Raw genomic sequence first — 12,970 nt, 5'->3', positions numbered from 1 at the left:
CAGGAGGATGATATGACCCAGGCACTGTCCATCGATTCCCTGCGCTTCAACTGGCCCGGCCAACAGGCGCCCCTGTTGCGGATCGAGGCCCTGACCCTGACCCAGGGCGACTCGCTCTTTGTCCAGGGGGCCAGTGGCAGCGGCAAGAGTACGCTGCTGAACCTGATGGCCGGTGTCCTGGTGCCGCAGGCCGGTGAAATCCGATTGCTGGACCAGCCGATTTCCCGCCAGCGCGGCAAGGCGCGGGACCGATTCCGCGCCGACCACATCGGTTACATTTTCCAGCAGTTCAATCTGCTGCCGTATCTCTCGGTTCAGGGCAATGTGATGCTGCCGGCGCGGTTATCCCGACTGCGCCGACAACGCGCCCTGGATCAGCATCAGACACTGGAGTCGGCGGCCGCGCACTGGCTGTCCCGGCTGAACATTCCCGAATCGCTCTGGTCGCGACCGGTATCGGCGCTCAGCGTCGGCCAGCAGCAGCGGGTCGCCAGTGCCCGGGCACTGATCGGCTCGCCGGAGCTGGTGATCGCGGACGAACCGACCTCGGCGCTCGATCAGGACAATGTGGATAACTTTATGAAGGTGCTGACCGAACAGTGCCGGTCCATCGGCAGTTCCCTGGTGTTTGTCAGTCACGACCGCCATCTGGCCGCCTGGTTCGACCAACACCTGACGCTGGATGCCGCGCGGAACGCGGAGGTGGCCTCATGAACTGGTTGTCCCTCGCCCTGCACAGCCTCTGGAACCGCCGCGCCACCGCGATACTGACCGTCTTCATGGTCGCGCTCAGCCTGTGCATGCTGCTGACCGTCGACCGGGTGCGTCAGGACACCCGGTCCAGCTTCGCCAACACCCTCTCCGGTACGGACCTGATCGTCGGCGGCCGCACCGGCGGGTTGAACCTCTTGCTGTACACCGTCTTCCGCATCGGCAACGCCACCAACAACATCAGCTGGCAGACTTATCAGGACATCCGCGCCAACGACGCCGTGGCCTGGACGGTACCGATCTCGCTCGGCGATTCACACCAGGGCTTTCGCGTGCTCGGCACCACCAACGACTATTTCGACCACTACCAGTACGGTCGCAAACAGCCGTTGGAACTGGCTGAAGGCCGCGCTTTCGAGGGCGTATACGAGGCCGTGCTCGGGGCCGAGGTCGCCGAGACACTGGGTTACGAACCGGGGCGGGAGATCGTCGTCTCCCACGGTCTGGGACGCACCTCCTTCGAGAACCATGACGACAAACCCTTCACCGTGGTCGGCATTCTCGAACCGACCGGCACCCCGGTCGACCGGACCCTGCACGTGCCACTCGAGGGCATCACCGCCATGCATGTCGACTGGCAGGCGGGCGTCAAGGTGCCGGGTTTGAACATAAGCGCGGACGAAGCGCTGGAACGGGATCTGACCCCCGAGTCGATTACCGCCACACTGGTCGGGATGAAATCGCGCATCCAGACCTTTCAGTTCCAGCGACGCATCAATGAGTATCGCCAGGAACCACTCAGTGCCATCATACCGGGAGCGACCCTGCAGCAGCTGTGGCAGATGATCGCCATTGCCGAAAACGCCCTGATCGCTGTCTCCGCCATGGTGGTGGTCACCGGCATGATGGGCATGGTGACGGTGATTCTCGCCGGATTGAACGAGCGCCGCCGGGAAATGGCCATTCTGCGGGCCCTGGGCGCCCGGCCGCCGCATATACTCGGCCTGCTGGTGCTGGAATCCGGCTTTTACGGTGTGATCGGGCTTGTTCTGGGGCTGGCGGTGCACTGGGGCCTGATGGCCGTCGCCGGACTCTGGGTGCAACCGGCCTACGGCATCGAACTGACCGTGGGCTGGCCCGAACCGACGTTGTTGATCGCTCTGGCCGTGTTCCTGACCATCAGTTTTCTGGTGGGTCTGGTACCGGGCTGGAAAGCCTACCGGCAATCGCTCAGCGATGGCCTGACGGCGCGAACCTGAGGAGTCGTTATGATTTATAGAATCGTGGTTTTGATTGGCCTCGTACTGGGCGGCCAGGCGTTGGGCGCGGGACGCGACCCGGTGGAATTGCGCTGGGACGATCTGGTGCCGGCGGACTTCAGCTTTCAGAGCGTGCGCGAGCAAATCGACTACAGCCAGTACGACCTCGACGACCTGTCGGACGAGGATGCCGAAGCCCAGCGCCTGTTCGAGGACATGAAACAGCTGCTGGCCAACGCGCCGGTGGTGGACCGCTTCGCCGGCGTGAACGTGCGCCTGGCCGGCTTTGTGGTCCCGCTCGATATGGACGGTGACCGGGTGCTGAATTTCCTGCTGGTGCCCTACTTCGGCGCCTGCATCCACACCCCGCCGCCGCCATCGAACCAGATCGTTTACGTGCAGACCCAGGGCGGGTTCGAGTTGCCGTCGCTGGACGAACCGATGTCGGTGACCGGTACGATGATGATCGAACATCATGTCTCGGAACTGGGCAGTGCCGGCTATTCCCTGTACGCGAGCGACGTGGCGCCGTTCCTCTAGTTGAGTGCTTCGGCACCGGGAGGGGTCAGAACGACTCCCCCGCCAGGTTCAACTGCCAGGACAGGCCAAAGCGATCCTCCACCCAGCCGAAGCGTGGACTGAAGCCGTAGTAATCCAGCGGCATCAGTATTTTTCCTTCCTCGGAGAGGGTATCGAACAGTTTTTGTTGTTCGTCGGCGTTGTCACATTCCACGAACAGCGAGACGGAGGGCGTGAAACCGAAGTTGTGCTTGACCGGGCTGTCGATGCAATCGAACAACTGACCGCACAACGAGAACTGCGCGCGTTTAACCGCCCCCTGCCGGCCTTGTTCACCGGCACTGTAGCGTTCCAGTTGAATGATGCCGGCACTGTCGAACAAAGACGTGTAGAAGTTCATGGCTTCTTCGGCGTCACCTTCGAACATCAAATGCGGCGTTACGGACGTTGCCATGACGAATCCCTCCTCGTTGGTTCAACGAAGGGTCGGCCCGAATGGGTCCGACGCGTCTGTCGTATCCCACAGTCTAGCCGAATTTGGCTAGCGCGCTTCCAGATCCGGACTGAACAGCAGATCCAGGTAATTTCGGTAGTGCCGGAGCTGCTGGGCCACGACCTGTGGATCCCGATGGGTCTTGGAGACGATGAAGGCCCCTTCGAACACCACGGTAATGGCGTCGGCCAGGCTGCCAAGATCGACATCGAGGCGGGGTGGATAGCGTTTGGCCACAACGGACAGCAATTGGCTGATTTCCGTGCGCCAGGTCTGCATGTTGCGCACGATGACCTCGTGAATCCGCGCATCGAACAAATCCGACTCATAGCAATAGGACGCGAACAGGCAGCCGGGATACGGCTCGGTCAGCGCGCGGGCCGATTCCTCGAACAGGGACACGAAGATGAGCAATTGCTGCAGCGGGTCCCGGCTCAGCGTCCTCGCCCGCTCGAGATTGCCGTGCAAGTGAGACAGATCCAGCTCGCTGTAGCGGTCCACCAGCGCTTCGGCCAAGGCCTGCTTGGTGTCGAAATGATAGAAGAACGAGCCCTTGGTCACCTGGGCACGTTCGAGAATGCGGTCCACCGAGGTTGCGGCGAACCCTTTTTCCAGGATCAAGGCTTCCGCGGCATCCATGATGCGCAGCCGCGTGGACGAACCGTCTCTGGGCATGGGTGCTTCCAACAACTGAGTTGTCCTGAAAAGTAGTAGACTGACTGGTCGGTTTCAAGCTTCTAACACCCTGTCCAATACCCGCTTACCTGCATTACACGCCGTAACAACGACGTACTTGATCCAGTTGAGTGTCCTTCTATTTTTATACCAACCAGTTGGTATGTTACGAAAACCGATGGGAGGAGCGCTGATGACCACGCAACAAGAACAGTCCCCGACACCGACAGAAACGGTCCACCGGGCCGAGTCTCTGGAGCGGACGGTGTTGGTAGAGCTTCATACCGCCGCCGATTCGCAACTGATTGATCGCCTGGGGCTGGAGCTACCGGGCGGCGACTCACAGGATTCCTATCGCAATCTGTTGAAAGCCGGATTCGCGCACGAGAATGTCGCGCCCGCATCCGGCTGACCAAGACCGAAAGGGAGGCCTTATGTCCAACCTGAACGCAGTGACTTTGAACGGTGACGCCACAGCATTAGCCGACGACGCGGTAACGCAGCTGCGCGCCGAGTTCGATGGTGATGTCATCACACCCGAACACCGCGATTACGACGACGCCCGCCGGGTCTGGAACGGCGAGATCGACCGTCGTCCGGCTCTGATTCTGCGCTGCCGCCACGCCGGCGATGCAGCGACGGCGGTGCGCTTCGCCGCTCGTCATGAACTGCTGACCGCCGTGCGCGGCGGCGGCCATAATGTCGGGGGTCTGGCTGTGTGCGACGGTGGCTTGGTGATCGACTTGAGCCCGATGAAAGGCATCGAACTGGATGCCGGGCAACGACGCATCCGGGTCGATGCCGGCGTGACCTGGGCCGAGCTGGACGCCGCCACCCAGAAAGTCGGCCTGGCGGTGCCGGGTGGCGTGGTGTCCACCACCGGCGTCGCCGGTTTGACCCTGGGCGGTGGCATTGGCTGGTTGCGCCGCGCATTCGGGCTCAGTTGCGACAACGTCCGGGCGCTCGATGTGGTCACCGCCGATGGCGAGCTCCGCACGCTGGATGCCCGTCACGAGCCGGAATTGTTCTCGGCGATTCGCGGTGGCGGTGGCAACTTCGGCGTGGTGACCCGGTTTGAATTCGACTGTCACCCGGTTGGGCCGGACGTGATGTTCGTCGCCGCCTTTTATCCGTCCGAACAGGGTGTCGATGTGCTCAAGCGATACCGTGCCTTTACGGAAACCGCGCCGGATGCCGTCAGTTCGTTCGCCATCTGCGGCACCATTCCGGACGAACCCGATTTCCCGACCGAACTGCATGGGCGTGACTATGTGCTGATCGCGGCCTGTTATGCCGGGGAGGCCGAAACGGGTGCCCGAACCTTGCAGCCGCTGCGAGAGCTCGGAACGCCCATGCACGATATGAGCGACGTCATGCCGTTCGTCGATGTCCAGCAACTGCTGGATGGCGACTACCCCGAGGGCCGGCACTATTACTGGAAGTCACTCTATATGACGGCGCTTTCGGATGACGCCATCGAGCAGGTCCTGTCACTGGCCGGAGAGCGCCCGTCGTCGCTGACCACAGTGGACATCTGGCATTTGGGCGGCGCCATGGCCCGCGCCAATAGTGGCGACACCGCGTTCGAGCATCGCGCGCCCGAATACCTGTTGGGCATCGAATCCAATTGGGACGACCCGCGCGAGTCCGACACCAACATCGACTGGACCCGGCAGACGTGCGAGCGTATGGGCGCCTATGCCGAAGACCGGGGGTACCTGAACTTCGAGCCGATCGACGCCGAGGCGATCGATAAAACCTACCCTCAGGGTTACCGGCGTTTACGCGCGCTCAAGGCGCAGTGGGACTCGAAAAATCTGTTCCGGATGAACCACAACATCAAACCCGGCTGACTTCAGGTTCATTGGGCCTAGTGCGGAGGTTTAATGGGAGAGGCGTTCAATTAATCTATAAAAATTATTGGATAAACCCATAAAAACTATAATTTATATATGGTCAGAGCAGGCGCAGACTGGTGCCAACAGTTAAGCACATGGAGCCTCACATGATTCGCAGTATCCACGGTTTTGGTCTGTCCCTGCTCGTCGGCCTGGCGTTGTTGGGCCGTTTGGGCGCCGCCCCGCCCCCGGACGGCCTGCGTATTTCGCTGATCAAAACCGCCCAGTCCTCCGGCGCGGCCGAGGCGTTGGTCGTCAAAGGCGGCCGCCTGTTTACGGAGCGGCATCTTATTCACGCCGCCTTACTGGTCGAGCATCCCGACGGGCGTTTTCTGTACGATACCGGTCTGGGGCGAACCACGAACGACGCCTTCGCCGATAACCGTTGGTGGCATCGCTCCCTGCTCGACTACGAGCAGTTGAACCCGGCCGTCGACCAGCTGCGCGAGGCCGGTTACACCCGGGACGACATCGACTTCATTATTCCCAGCCATCTGCATTGGGACCATGTCGGCGGGCCGCCGGATTTCCCGCAGACGCCGGTCTGGGCGCCGCAGCAGGCCCTGACCGAAGCCGAACACGGTCATCGTCCGGCGTTTCTGGTCGAGCAGATCAACGCCGCCGGAGACTGGACGACCCTCGAATTGACCGGTCCGGCTTATCGGGGCTTCGGACCCAGCCTCGACCTGTTCGGAGACGGCCGACTCATCCTGGTCGATCTCAGCGGTCATGCGCATGGTCAGGTCGGCCTCTTCATTCATCTCGATTCCGGTCGCGACCTGTTTTTCATCGGCGACACCAGCTGGACCCTGCGCGGTGTCGAACAGGCGCAGCCCAGGCCCAAGCTGGTACAATGGCTGGCCGGGGTCGATGCGGATCGCGAGCAAAATCTGTCGGTGCTCCAGCGCATTCATCGGCTCAGTCGTGACCAGCCGGACCTGGATATCATCCCGGCCCACGATGAGTTTGTCGCCGACACCCTGGCCCGTTTTCCGCAATTCGAGGACTGACTCCGCATGGACCTACGCAGCCTGCGCTACTTCGTGTCGGCCGCCGAGCAAGGCAGCATCACTGCTGCGGCCGACCAGTGCCACGTCGCCCAGCCGTCCATTTCCAACGCCATTGCCCAACTGGAAAGCGAATTCGGTCTCCGGTTGTTCAGTCGGGGCAAGAAAGGGGTCGCACTGACTCCGGACGGACAGATCTTCCTGAGCGAAGCCAATCGATTACTGACCTCCGCGCGGCAGATGGAAGCCCGCTTCAAAGCAACCTCGAAGACGCCCTTGCACCTGGGCATCCATTCTCAGCTGGCGAGCCACGACAGTGGCTACCTGCTGCAAGTGGTCGCCAAAACACTGGGCGATTATCGTCTGGACGTACAGGTAAGCCCGGCGCAAGCGCCCGACCTCTGGCTGACCAGTGCTCGCCTGTGTCCGACGGAATATCGATTCATCCCCTTGCTGGATCAGGAATATCGGCTCCTGGCACCCACGGCCTGGCCCATCGCCAAACCGGTCCGCATGGAGGACGTGCTGGTCTATCCCTGGATCGATCGTCTCGATTGTGAATTGCGGGACCATTTCCTGGACCTGGTGCCGATGCTGGCCGAACGTACCCAGCTCAAAGTCGATACCGAGGACCTGGCCGTCAGCCTGGTGCGTCACCGGCAGGGCGTCACGGCCATGGCCGTCAGCGACGATATCGAGGACCAATGGCCGGACCTGCAATGCCTGCCGTTGGGCGATGTCATGCCGGAACCGTTCAGGATCCGGCGACTGGGCGTGGCGTTGCACCCGAAGACCGACCCCGATGTCGCCCGGCTTTTGGGTCGCTGAGTGGTGTCACAACCGCCAGTATTGAGGGTGCGCTGAAACCAGCTCGCCCGCGTCGTCCCAATCCTCCCAGCCGGTGAATGCGATGGGCGATTCCCGATCCAGCCTAGGCAGTCTGCTCTCGGACAGCTTCCTGGATGCCGGAGTTGGTAGTTACCGGTCCACCTGCTAACGTGAGACTGGATTAAACTGAATCGAGGGGTGCTTGCCTCATGAGTCGACTGACCAAGCTGGTGTTGGACGTGCTCAAGCCCCACCAACCCAATTCGCTGGATTTCGCCAGACTGTTGGCTGAATCCGCCGAGGGCATGGTGGTGCACCTGGAGATGGTTGAGATGGACGAAAAGACGCACTCGCTGCGACTGACCTTCACCGGGGAACACCTGGATTTCGAGGCCATCGAAAAGGCCATCGATGAACAGGGGGCGTCGCTGCACAGCATCGATGTCGTGGAATACCGAACCACCGAATGAATTGGGTTAAACGGATACTGCGCCTGGCTGAATTTTCCGAGGGGGCCGGCATCGCCCGACGCTATTTCGTGGTCAATGGTTTTGACGGCGCCTTGTCGATGCTGGGTATCATCACCGGTTTTTTCCTCGGCGGCACCACCGATTTCGACGTCGTCGTCGGCGCTTGCATGGGGGGTGCCGTGGCCCTGTTCATGAGCGGCATCAGCAGTGCCTATATCAGCGAATCCGCCGAACGCCAGCGTGACCTGGCCGAGATCGAACAGGCCATGGCTCGGGACCTGAGCGACACGGACCACGGCCGAGCCGCCCGGTGGACGCCCTGGGTCATCGGAGTCATCAACGGTCTGTCGCCGCTGATCATCTCGCTGTTGATCATCCTGCCGATCATACTGCACATCGGTGGTCTTCAGTTTCCCTGGTCCCCCTTGCTGACCTCGATGACCACGGGCATGGCCCTGATGTTTCTGCTGGGCGTCTTCCTGGGACGCATCGGTGGTGGCCATTGGTTGCTCAGCGGCGGCAAGGCCCTGCTGGTCGGCCTGGTGACGCTGGGCATCATTTGGCTGGTTGACTAGTGTCCTCTTCCTCGCTGCCATAAAGCGCATTGCCTTCCTCGACCAGTTCCCGAACCGGGCGAATCTCGACACATCCGAGCCGCGCCGGCGGGATTTTCGAGGCCAGCTGAATGGCTTCGTTCAGGTCCCGGGCATCGAGCAGATAGAAGCCGGCCAACTGTTCCTTGGTCTCGGCGAAGGGGCCGTCGGTGGTGGTGACCTTGCCGTCGCGCACGCGCACCGTGGTGGCGGTCTCGACCGACTGCAGCGCCTGACCCATCAGCATGTGGCCGCTGCCGGTCAGGTCCGCACCGCAGGCCATGCATTCCTGGTTCAGGGCGTCCCAGGCTTGCTGGCCCATGGCGTTCATGGCTTTTTCGGATTGGTAGACCAGGGCGAGATATTTCATGGTGTTGCTCCTCACTTCTTACCGCTGTTGATCATCCAGGGGATGCCGAAACGGTCCCGCGCCATGCCGAAACCTCGAGCCCAGAACGTCTCTTCGAACGGCATGAAGACCTCGCCGCCCTCCGCCAGACGCTCGAAGGTCGATTTGGCTTTGTCGGGATCGTCGATGTCGAGCTGGACGTTAAACCCCTGCGGGGATTGATAGTATCCCGGCGGTGCGTCGGCTCCCATCAGGGTCAGTTTGCCGATGCTGAGCGTGGTGTGGAGAACCTTGTCCTGCCAGTTGTCCGGCACCTCTTCACCGGCTGGTGTCTCACCGTGGAGAAACCGGTCCAATATCTGACCGCCCAGACACTCGGCGTAGAAATCGAAGGCTTCCGAGCAATTGCCGTCGAAGCTCAGATGTATGGCGCCGCTGGTCGGCTGGCGCTGCTCGCGTTCGAATTGATGGGTAATGTGATCCATGGCCGGGCCGGGTTCGAAGTCCTCCAGACCATAGACCGGACGCAGCTCAATGGTCGCGTTGCCGTCACCGTCTTCCGGTGGCCATTGTCTGGCCCATTCGATCGCTTCCTCTCTCGAGGCGACATCGATCAGGGTGTAGCCGGCCAGCAGTTCCTTGGTCTCGGCGAAGGGGCCGTCGGTAACCACCGGTTCGCCGTTCTTGAAGGTGATCCGAACGGCCTCGCGTGTGGGCTTGAGGCCTTCACCGGTGACCATGGCACCGGCGTTGATCAGCCGGTCGTTGTAGTTGGCCATGGCCTCGATCAGTGCCTCTCCAGGCATCACACCGGCTTCGGTCTGATCGTCGGCCTTGCGCAGAATCATGAATCTCATGGTGATTCCCTCCGTATCGGGGTTGGGTTCAATGACACCGATGGGTGTCGGGTTCCTTCCCTAGTCGAATCCGGTGAGCGCGATTCGACATCCAATTTGAAAAATCGTCACTCGGTTAATGCCTCCAGTTGGCGCTCCAGAAAACGTTGTTCCGGACCTTGCTCGGTCAGGGCCAGGGCGGTCCGGTACGCTTGGCGGGCGTCCTCGACCCGACCGAGACGCCGGTAGAGGTCGGCCCGTGCGGCGTGCGCCAGGTGATAGTTGGCGAGATTCCCCTGAGCGAGCAGCGACTCGATCTGGCTCAGGCCGGCTTCGGGCCCGTCGCGCATGGCGATGGCGGCGGCCCGGTTCAGCGCCACCACCGCGTTCGGCATTCGCTCGAACAGTAGATCGTAGAGGCCCACGATTTCGCCCCAGTCGGTCTCGGCCACGGACGGGGCCTCGGCATGGACAGCGGCTATGGCGGCCTGCAGGCAATAGGGGCCGGCGGGACCGGACGCCAGCGCGTCCTGGACCAGTGCCACTCCCTCCCTGATCTGCTCGTGATGCCACAGCGACCGGTCCTGGTCCTCCAAACGAATCAGGTCGCCGGCATCGTCGGTCCGGGCGGCCCGTCGGGCGTCGTGCAACATCATCAGGGCCAACAGTCCCCGGGCTTCGTTCGCCGTCAGCAACTGGCACAGCAAACGGCCGAGCCGGATGGCTTCGCGGGACAGATCGGTGCGGATCAGGGTATCGCCACTCGAGGCCGAATAGCTTTCGTTGAACAACAGATAGACGACCTGCAGGACCGCATGGAGCCGCTCCGGCAGTTCACGGGCTTCCGGTACTTCATAGGGAATGCCGGCATCGCGGATCTTGTTCTTCGCGCGAACGATGCGCTGCGCCAAGGTGCTCGGCTTGGTCAGGAAGGCGCGGGCGATTTCCTCGGTGGTCAGGCCGCAGACCTCGCGCAAGGTCAGCGCCAGTTGCGCTTCCGTGCCGAGGCTCGGGTGGCAACAGGTGAAGATCAGCCGCAATTGATCGTCCTCGATGTCCGGCGGTTCCTCATCGCCCGCCTGTTCCGCCTCGATGGTCAGCTGGGTTGCCAACTCATTCAAATGAGCGTCGAACTTGGCGCGACGACGTATTTGGTCGATGGCCTTGAACCGACCGGCGGACACCAGCCAGGCTCGAGGGTTATCCGGAACGCCGCTCTGTGGCCATTGCTTCAGCGCAGCGGCGAAGGCTTCGTGCAACGCCTCCTCGGCCAGATCGAAATCACCCAGCAGACGAATCAGCGTCGCCAGCACCGGTCGGGATTCGGTTTGGTACAACCGTTCCAGCAGTTCGTTCATGGTCATGCTCCAGAGTCGGTTAACCAACGGCCGGGATCCAGAAAGAAAGCGCGTTTCCAACCCTGAGACTCGGTCGTCGCGAGCCAGGGTAACGGTACCAGCGACACAATAGCGTAGTGCAAATGGGGCGGCTTGCCCGCCGCATTCCCACTGGCCCCCAACCGGCCCAGGCGATGCCCGGCGGCGACCCATTCACCGGTCCGAACAGCCCGGGTGTCCAGGTGGGCGTAATAATGAAATCGCCACTTGGGGCCGAGCACAGCCACCACCTGACCGCCCTTGCTCAGTGTCCCGGAATACACCACCCAGCCACCGGTGGCCGCCTCGACCGCCGTCCCCGTCTCGCCAAAAATATCGATGCCCTTGTGCGTACCGCTCGTCCCCCAGGGCTCATACCAGAAGGTTTGTGGATGCCAATCCGCCGAGGTCGCACCGTCGACCGGCATCCAGCGACGCTCCGGCAGCAACAAACCGACCAACACGATTACAGCGATCACGACCAGAATGATCCGTCCCTTGTAACGCCTCATTCCAATCACGCCATGGGAAAATCGGTAAAGGCATCGATAAGAAAGACCAAACCGAAACCAAGCAGTCCGATGTACGTAGCGAGTGCGCCCATGTAGCGCATGGGGTTCTTTTGCTGAGCATGGTCCGCCGTCAGCATGCCCAGTGCATGCGACACACGCCCCGCCGTGGCGACGACCGTCAATGCCAGCAAAATCCAGGACGCGGATTCCCGATAAAACAGAAAGGCCAAAACAAACAACGGAATGTACTCACTGGCATTGCCATGAGCACGGATCGCCTTGCTCAGCAATACATCCTTATCGACGTTTTGTTTGCGGTTGAGGCCCCGAACCCGGGACACGTTAAAACTCAGGGTGAAGTACAACAACACCAAAAGGGCGGTACACAACAGATAGATATTCATCGACGGCTCCTGATATCGAGTTCCTTGCAAAGACGAGAATCAGCAAGGCGTTAACAGTTACCACCGGGGGCAGAGAGGGTCAAACACAGAAAAGGCATCGAGGGATGGGTTATACAAAACCTTCAGCACCCGGAACGGTGCTGAAGACAACAGGACGGAATCGATGGTCTCCCTGGATTCCATCCTGGTGTTGGGGGTACGCCGAGTCAGACAGCCTGGCTGACTTAGCCGACGTCCCCCTGGCTTAAGCGCTACTGGGCCCGGCTCTTTCCTTGATACTTCGAGATTGCTCCCGGGTCTCCCGCTTGGGTTCCTTCCAGGTCAAAGGAGCCTGCACGCCTTGTTGGCCAATTCCAATGTCACGCTGCATGTGATCGTTCAGATGCTCGGCGACGAAACGTTCTTCACGCTGTTCCTTCAACCATTTGTTCAAGGCACGACGCTGTTGGATCAATTGAAAAAAGTTAACGAGTTGCATGTCTTTCTCCAGGCAATGGTCAGTTTGCCGCTGGAGCTGCGGAGTCATGCTTTTAACAGGTAGGGGGATATAACTTACCTACAGTGCCGCGGCATGAATCCGCGGCTCGTGTGGCAAGATTACACGAATCGCGGGTGCAACAGTGCTCGTACTCCGGTTGGCATGTTCCAACGGGAGCAGGAGGTATAATTTGCGAGAGCTTGGTTATTCATCGCTTTTCCTCCGGCCTGTTTAAATGGATTCGTGATTCGTGATTCGTGATTGGTTTGTGGTTGCTGTTGTCCGAACTTCGACAACAGGGCTTAGGTTAAAACAACATCCGTTCTAGCTCAAGCACAAAAGTTTATATCGCTAAACTTTTTCCTTGTGTTTTCGATTTATGTGAGGTGGTTGGTTGTTTGAGTTAGTGGTCAGGTTTTGTGTCCGTGTTTCAGTTCGGGTGGCGATTTATATTTCCTTGGTGGGCGGTGAGGCTGTGAAAGTATCCCTTCTTTAAGGTTAAAATCACGGCTTGCTATTCAAAAGGAGCTTTCCAGTGCCTGCCCGCCGCTACAAAACCGGC

The 12,970-nt window shown here is 60.6% G+C and carries 17 protein-coding genes; 9 read left to right on the top strand and 8 right to left on the bottom strand.

The features are described 5' to 3' along the window. Positions 1-12: 12 nt before the first annotated feature. Genes IE111_RS06230 through IE111_RS06220 form a run of 3 tightly spaced genes read left to right on the top strand, consistent with a single transcriptional unit; the run spans position 13 to position 2,510 of the window. Positions 13-714 (top strand): ABC transporter ATP-binding protein, encoded by a 702-nt coding sequence (locus IE111_RS06230; protein ID WP_189607661.1) that lies wholly within the window; start codon positions 13-15, stop codon positions 712-714. Beyond that, complete coding sequence (locus tag IE111_RS06225) at positions 711-1,970, top strand: ABC transporter permease (protein ID WP_189607660.1); 1,260 nt, start codon at positions 711-713, stop codon at positions 1,968-1,970. Before IE111_RS06230 ends, IE111_RS06225 begins: the two co-directional genes overlap by 4 nt. A 9-nt stretch (positions 1,971-1,979) precedes the next feature. After that, positions 1,980-2,510, top strand: coding sequence for a DUF3299 domain-containing protein (locus IE111_RS06220; RefSeq protein ID WP_189607659.1), 531 nt, complete (start codon positions 1,980-1,982; stop codon positions 2,508-2,510). Between the two features lie 25 nt (positions 2,511-2,535). Here IE111_RS06220 and IE111_RS06215 read toward each other — a convergent pair whose 3' ends face one another. Next, a complete protein-coding gene (locus IE111_RS06215; RefSeq protein WP_189607658.1) occupies positions 2,536-2,943 on the bottom strand; it encodes a VOC family protein in 408 nt (135 codons plus the stop codon). A gap of 87 nt (positions 2,944-3,030) precedes the next feature. After that, positions 3,031-3,657 carry a TetR/AcrR family transcriptional regulator gene (locus IE111_RS06210; protein WP_189607657.1) on the bottom strand — a complete coding sequence of 209 codons (627 nt, stop codon included), beginning with the start codon at positions 3,655-3,657 and terminating at the stop codon, positions 3,031-3,033. Between the two features lie 193 nt (positions 3,658-3,850). Here IE111_RS06210 and IE111_RS06205 point away from each other — a divergent pair, with 193 nt between their 5' ends. The 6 genes from IE111_RS06205 (at position 3,851) to IE111_RS06180 (ending at position 8,435) form a co-directional block, all read left to right on the top strand. Beyond that, the gene (locus tag IE111_RS06205) at positions 3,851-4,069 is read left to right on the top strand and encodes a hypothetical protein (protein ID WP_189607656.1); all 219 of its coding nucleotides are present in this window, start codon (positions 3,851-3,853) and stop codon (positions 4,067-4,069) included. A 22-nt stretch (positions 4,070-4,091) separates the two neighbouring features. Next, positions 4,092-5,510: an FAD-binding oxidoreductase gene (locus IE111_RS06200; RefSeq protein ID WP_189607655.1), complete on the top strand. Its 1,419-nt coding sequence runs from the start codon at positions 4,092-4,094 to the stop codon at positions 5,508-5,510. Positions 5,511-5,662: 152 nt separating this feature from the next. Beyond that, a complete protein-coding gene (locus IE111_RS06195) occupies positions 5,663-6,565 on the top strand; it encodes an MBL fold metallo-hydrolase (RefSeq protein WP_189607654.1) in 903 nt (300 codons plus the stop codon). A gap of 6 nt (positions 6,566-6,571) precedes the next feature. Further along, positions 6,572-7,390, top strand: coding sequence for a LysR family transcriptional regulator (locus tag IE111_RS06190; RefSeq protein ID WP_189607653.1), 819 nt, complete (start codon positions 6,572-6,574; stop codon positions 7,388-7,390). A gap of 209 nt (positions 7,391-7,599) precedes the next feature. Beyond that, positions 7,600-7,860, top strand: coding sequence for a DUF211 domain-containing protein (locus tag IE111_RS06185; RefSeq protein ID WP_189607652.1), 261 nt, complete (start codon positions 7,600-7,602; stop codon positions 7,858-7,860). Continuing rightward, positions 7,857-8,435, top strand: a complete 579-nt coding sequence (locus IE111_RS06180; protein ID WP_189607651.1) for a hypothetical protein — start codon at positions 7,857-7,859, stop codon at positions 8,433-8,435. The genes IE111_RS06185 and IE111_RS06180 overlap by 4 nt, the downstream gene beginning before the upstream one ends. Here the strand turns inward: IE111_RS06180 and IE111_RS06175 are convergent. The 6 genes from IE111_RS06175 to IE111_RS06150 form a co-directional block, all read right to left on the bottom strand. Further along, positions 8,416-8,823: a YciI family protein gene (locus tag IE111_RS06175; protein ID WP_189607650.1), complete on the bottom strand. Its 408-nt coding sequence runs from the start codon at positions 8,821-8,823 to the stop codon at positions 8,416-8,418. The genes IE111_RS06180 and IE111_RS06175 overlap by 20 nt on opposite strands. A gap of 11 nt (positions 8,824-8,834) precedes the next feature. Then, positions 8,835-9,659, bottom strand: coding sequence for a YciI family protein (locus IE111_RS06170; protein ID WP_189607649.1), 825 nt, complete (start codon positions 9,657-9,659; stop codon positions 8,835-8,837). Between the two features lie 107 nt (positions 9,660-9,766). Beyond that, complete coding sequence (locus tag IE111_RS06165) at positions 9,767-10,996, bottom strand: RNA polymerase sigma factor (RefSeq protein WP_229805262.1); 1,230 nt, start codon at positions 10,994-10,996, stop codon at positions 9,767-9,769. A gap of 2 nt (positions 10,997-10,998) precedes the next feature. Then, entirely contained in the window at positions 10,999-11,526 is a 528-nt protein-coding gene (locus tag IE111_RS06160; RefSeq protein ID WP_189607647.1) for a M23 family metallopeptidase, read from the bottom strand. Between the two features lie 5 nt (positions 11,527-11,531). Then, positions 11,532-11,930: an MAPEG family protein gene (locus IE111_RS06155; protein WP_189607646.1), complete on the bottom strand. Its 399-nt coding sequence runs from the start codon at positions 11,928-11,930 to the stop codon at positions 11,532-11,534. 244 nt (positions 11,931-12,174) lie between these two features. Beyond that, the gene (locus tag IE111_RS06150; protein ID WP_189607645.1) at positions 12,175-12,408 is read right to left on the bottom strand and encodes a hypothetical protein; all 234 of its coding nucleotides are present in this window, start codon (positions 12,406-12,408) and stop codon (positions 12,175-12,177) included. Positions 12,409-12,970: the final 562 nt, after the last annotated feature.

The sequence above is a fragment of the Saccharospirillum salsuginis genome (assembly GCF_014651855.1).
Taxonomy (GTDB): Bacteria; Pseudomonadota; Gammaproteobacteria; order Pseudomonadales; family Natronospirillaceae; genus Saccharospirillum; species Saccharospirillum salsuginis.
This window is presented reverse-complemented; position numbering and strand designations above follow the sequence as displayed.

Coding starts and splice junctions, on each gene's coding strand:
- IE111_RS06230 (WP_189607661.1), top strand. CDS start 13: ATGACCCAGGCACTGTCCATCGATTCCCTGCGCTTCAACTGGCCCGGC.
- IE111_RS06215 (WP_189607658.1), bottom strand. CDS start 2,943: ATGGCAACGTCCGTAACGCCGCATTTGATGTTCGAAGGTGACGCCGAA.
- IE111_RS06200 (WP_189607655.1), top strand. CDS start 4,092: ATGTCCAACCTGAACGCAGTGACTTTGAACGGTGACGCCACAGCATTA.
- IE111_RS06195 (WP_189607654.1), top strand. CDS start 5,663: ATGATTCGCAGTATCCACGGTTTTGGTCTGTCCCTGCTCGTCGGCCTG.
- IE111_RS06170 (WP_189607649.1), bottom strand. CDS start 9,659: ATGAGATTCATGATTCTGCGCAAGGCCGACGATCAGACCGAAGCCGGT.
- IE111_RS06220 (WP_189607659.1), top strand. CDS start 1,980: ATGATTTATAGAATCGTGGTTTTGATTGGCCTCGTACTGGGCGGCCAG.
- IE111_RS06150 (WP_189607645.1), bottom strand. CDS start 12,408: ATGCAACTCGTTAACTTTTTTCAATTGATCCAACAGCGTCGTGCCTTG.
- IE111_RS06190 (WP_189607653.1), top strand. CDS start 6,572: ATGGACCTACGCAGCCTGCGCTACTTCGTGTCGGCCGCCGAGCAAGGC.
- IE111_RS06210 (WP_189607657.1), bottom strand. CDS start 3,657: ATGCCCAGAGACGGTTCGTCCACGCGGCTGCGCATCATGGATGCCGCG.
- IE111_RS06225 (WP_189607660.1), top strand. CDS start 711: ATGAACTGGTTGTCCCTCGCCCTGCACAGCCTCTGGAACCGCCGCGCC.
- IE111_RS06160 (WP_189607647.1), bottom strand. CDS start 11,526: ATGAGGCGTTACAAGGGACGGATCATTCTGGTCGTGATCGCTGTAATC.
- IE111_RS06205 (WP_189607656.1), top strand. CDS start 3,851: ATGACCACGCAACAAGAACAGTCCCCGACACCGACAGAAACGGTCCAC.
- IE111_RS06165 (WP_229805262.1), bottom strand. CDS start 10,996: ATGAACGAACTGCTGGAACGGTTGTACCAAACCGAATCCCGACCGGTG.
- IE111_RS06180 (WP_189607651.1), top strand. CDS start 7,857: ATGAATTGGGTTAAACGGATACTGCGCCTGGCTGAATTTTCCGAGGGG.
- IE111_RS06175 (WP_189607650.1), bottom strand. CDS start 8,823: ATGAAATATCTCGCCCTGGTCTACCAATCCGAAAAAGCCATGAACGCC.
- IE111_RS06155 (WP_189607646.1), bottom strand. CDS start 11,930: ATGAATATCTATCTGTTGTGTACCGCCCTTTTGGTGTTGTTGTACTTC.
- IE111_RS06185 (WP_189607652.1), top strand. CDS start 7,600: ATGAGTCGACTGACCAAGCTGGTGTTGGACGTGCTCAAGCCCCACCAA.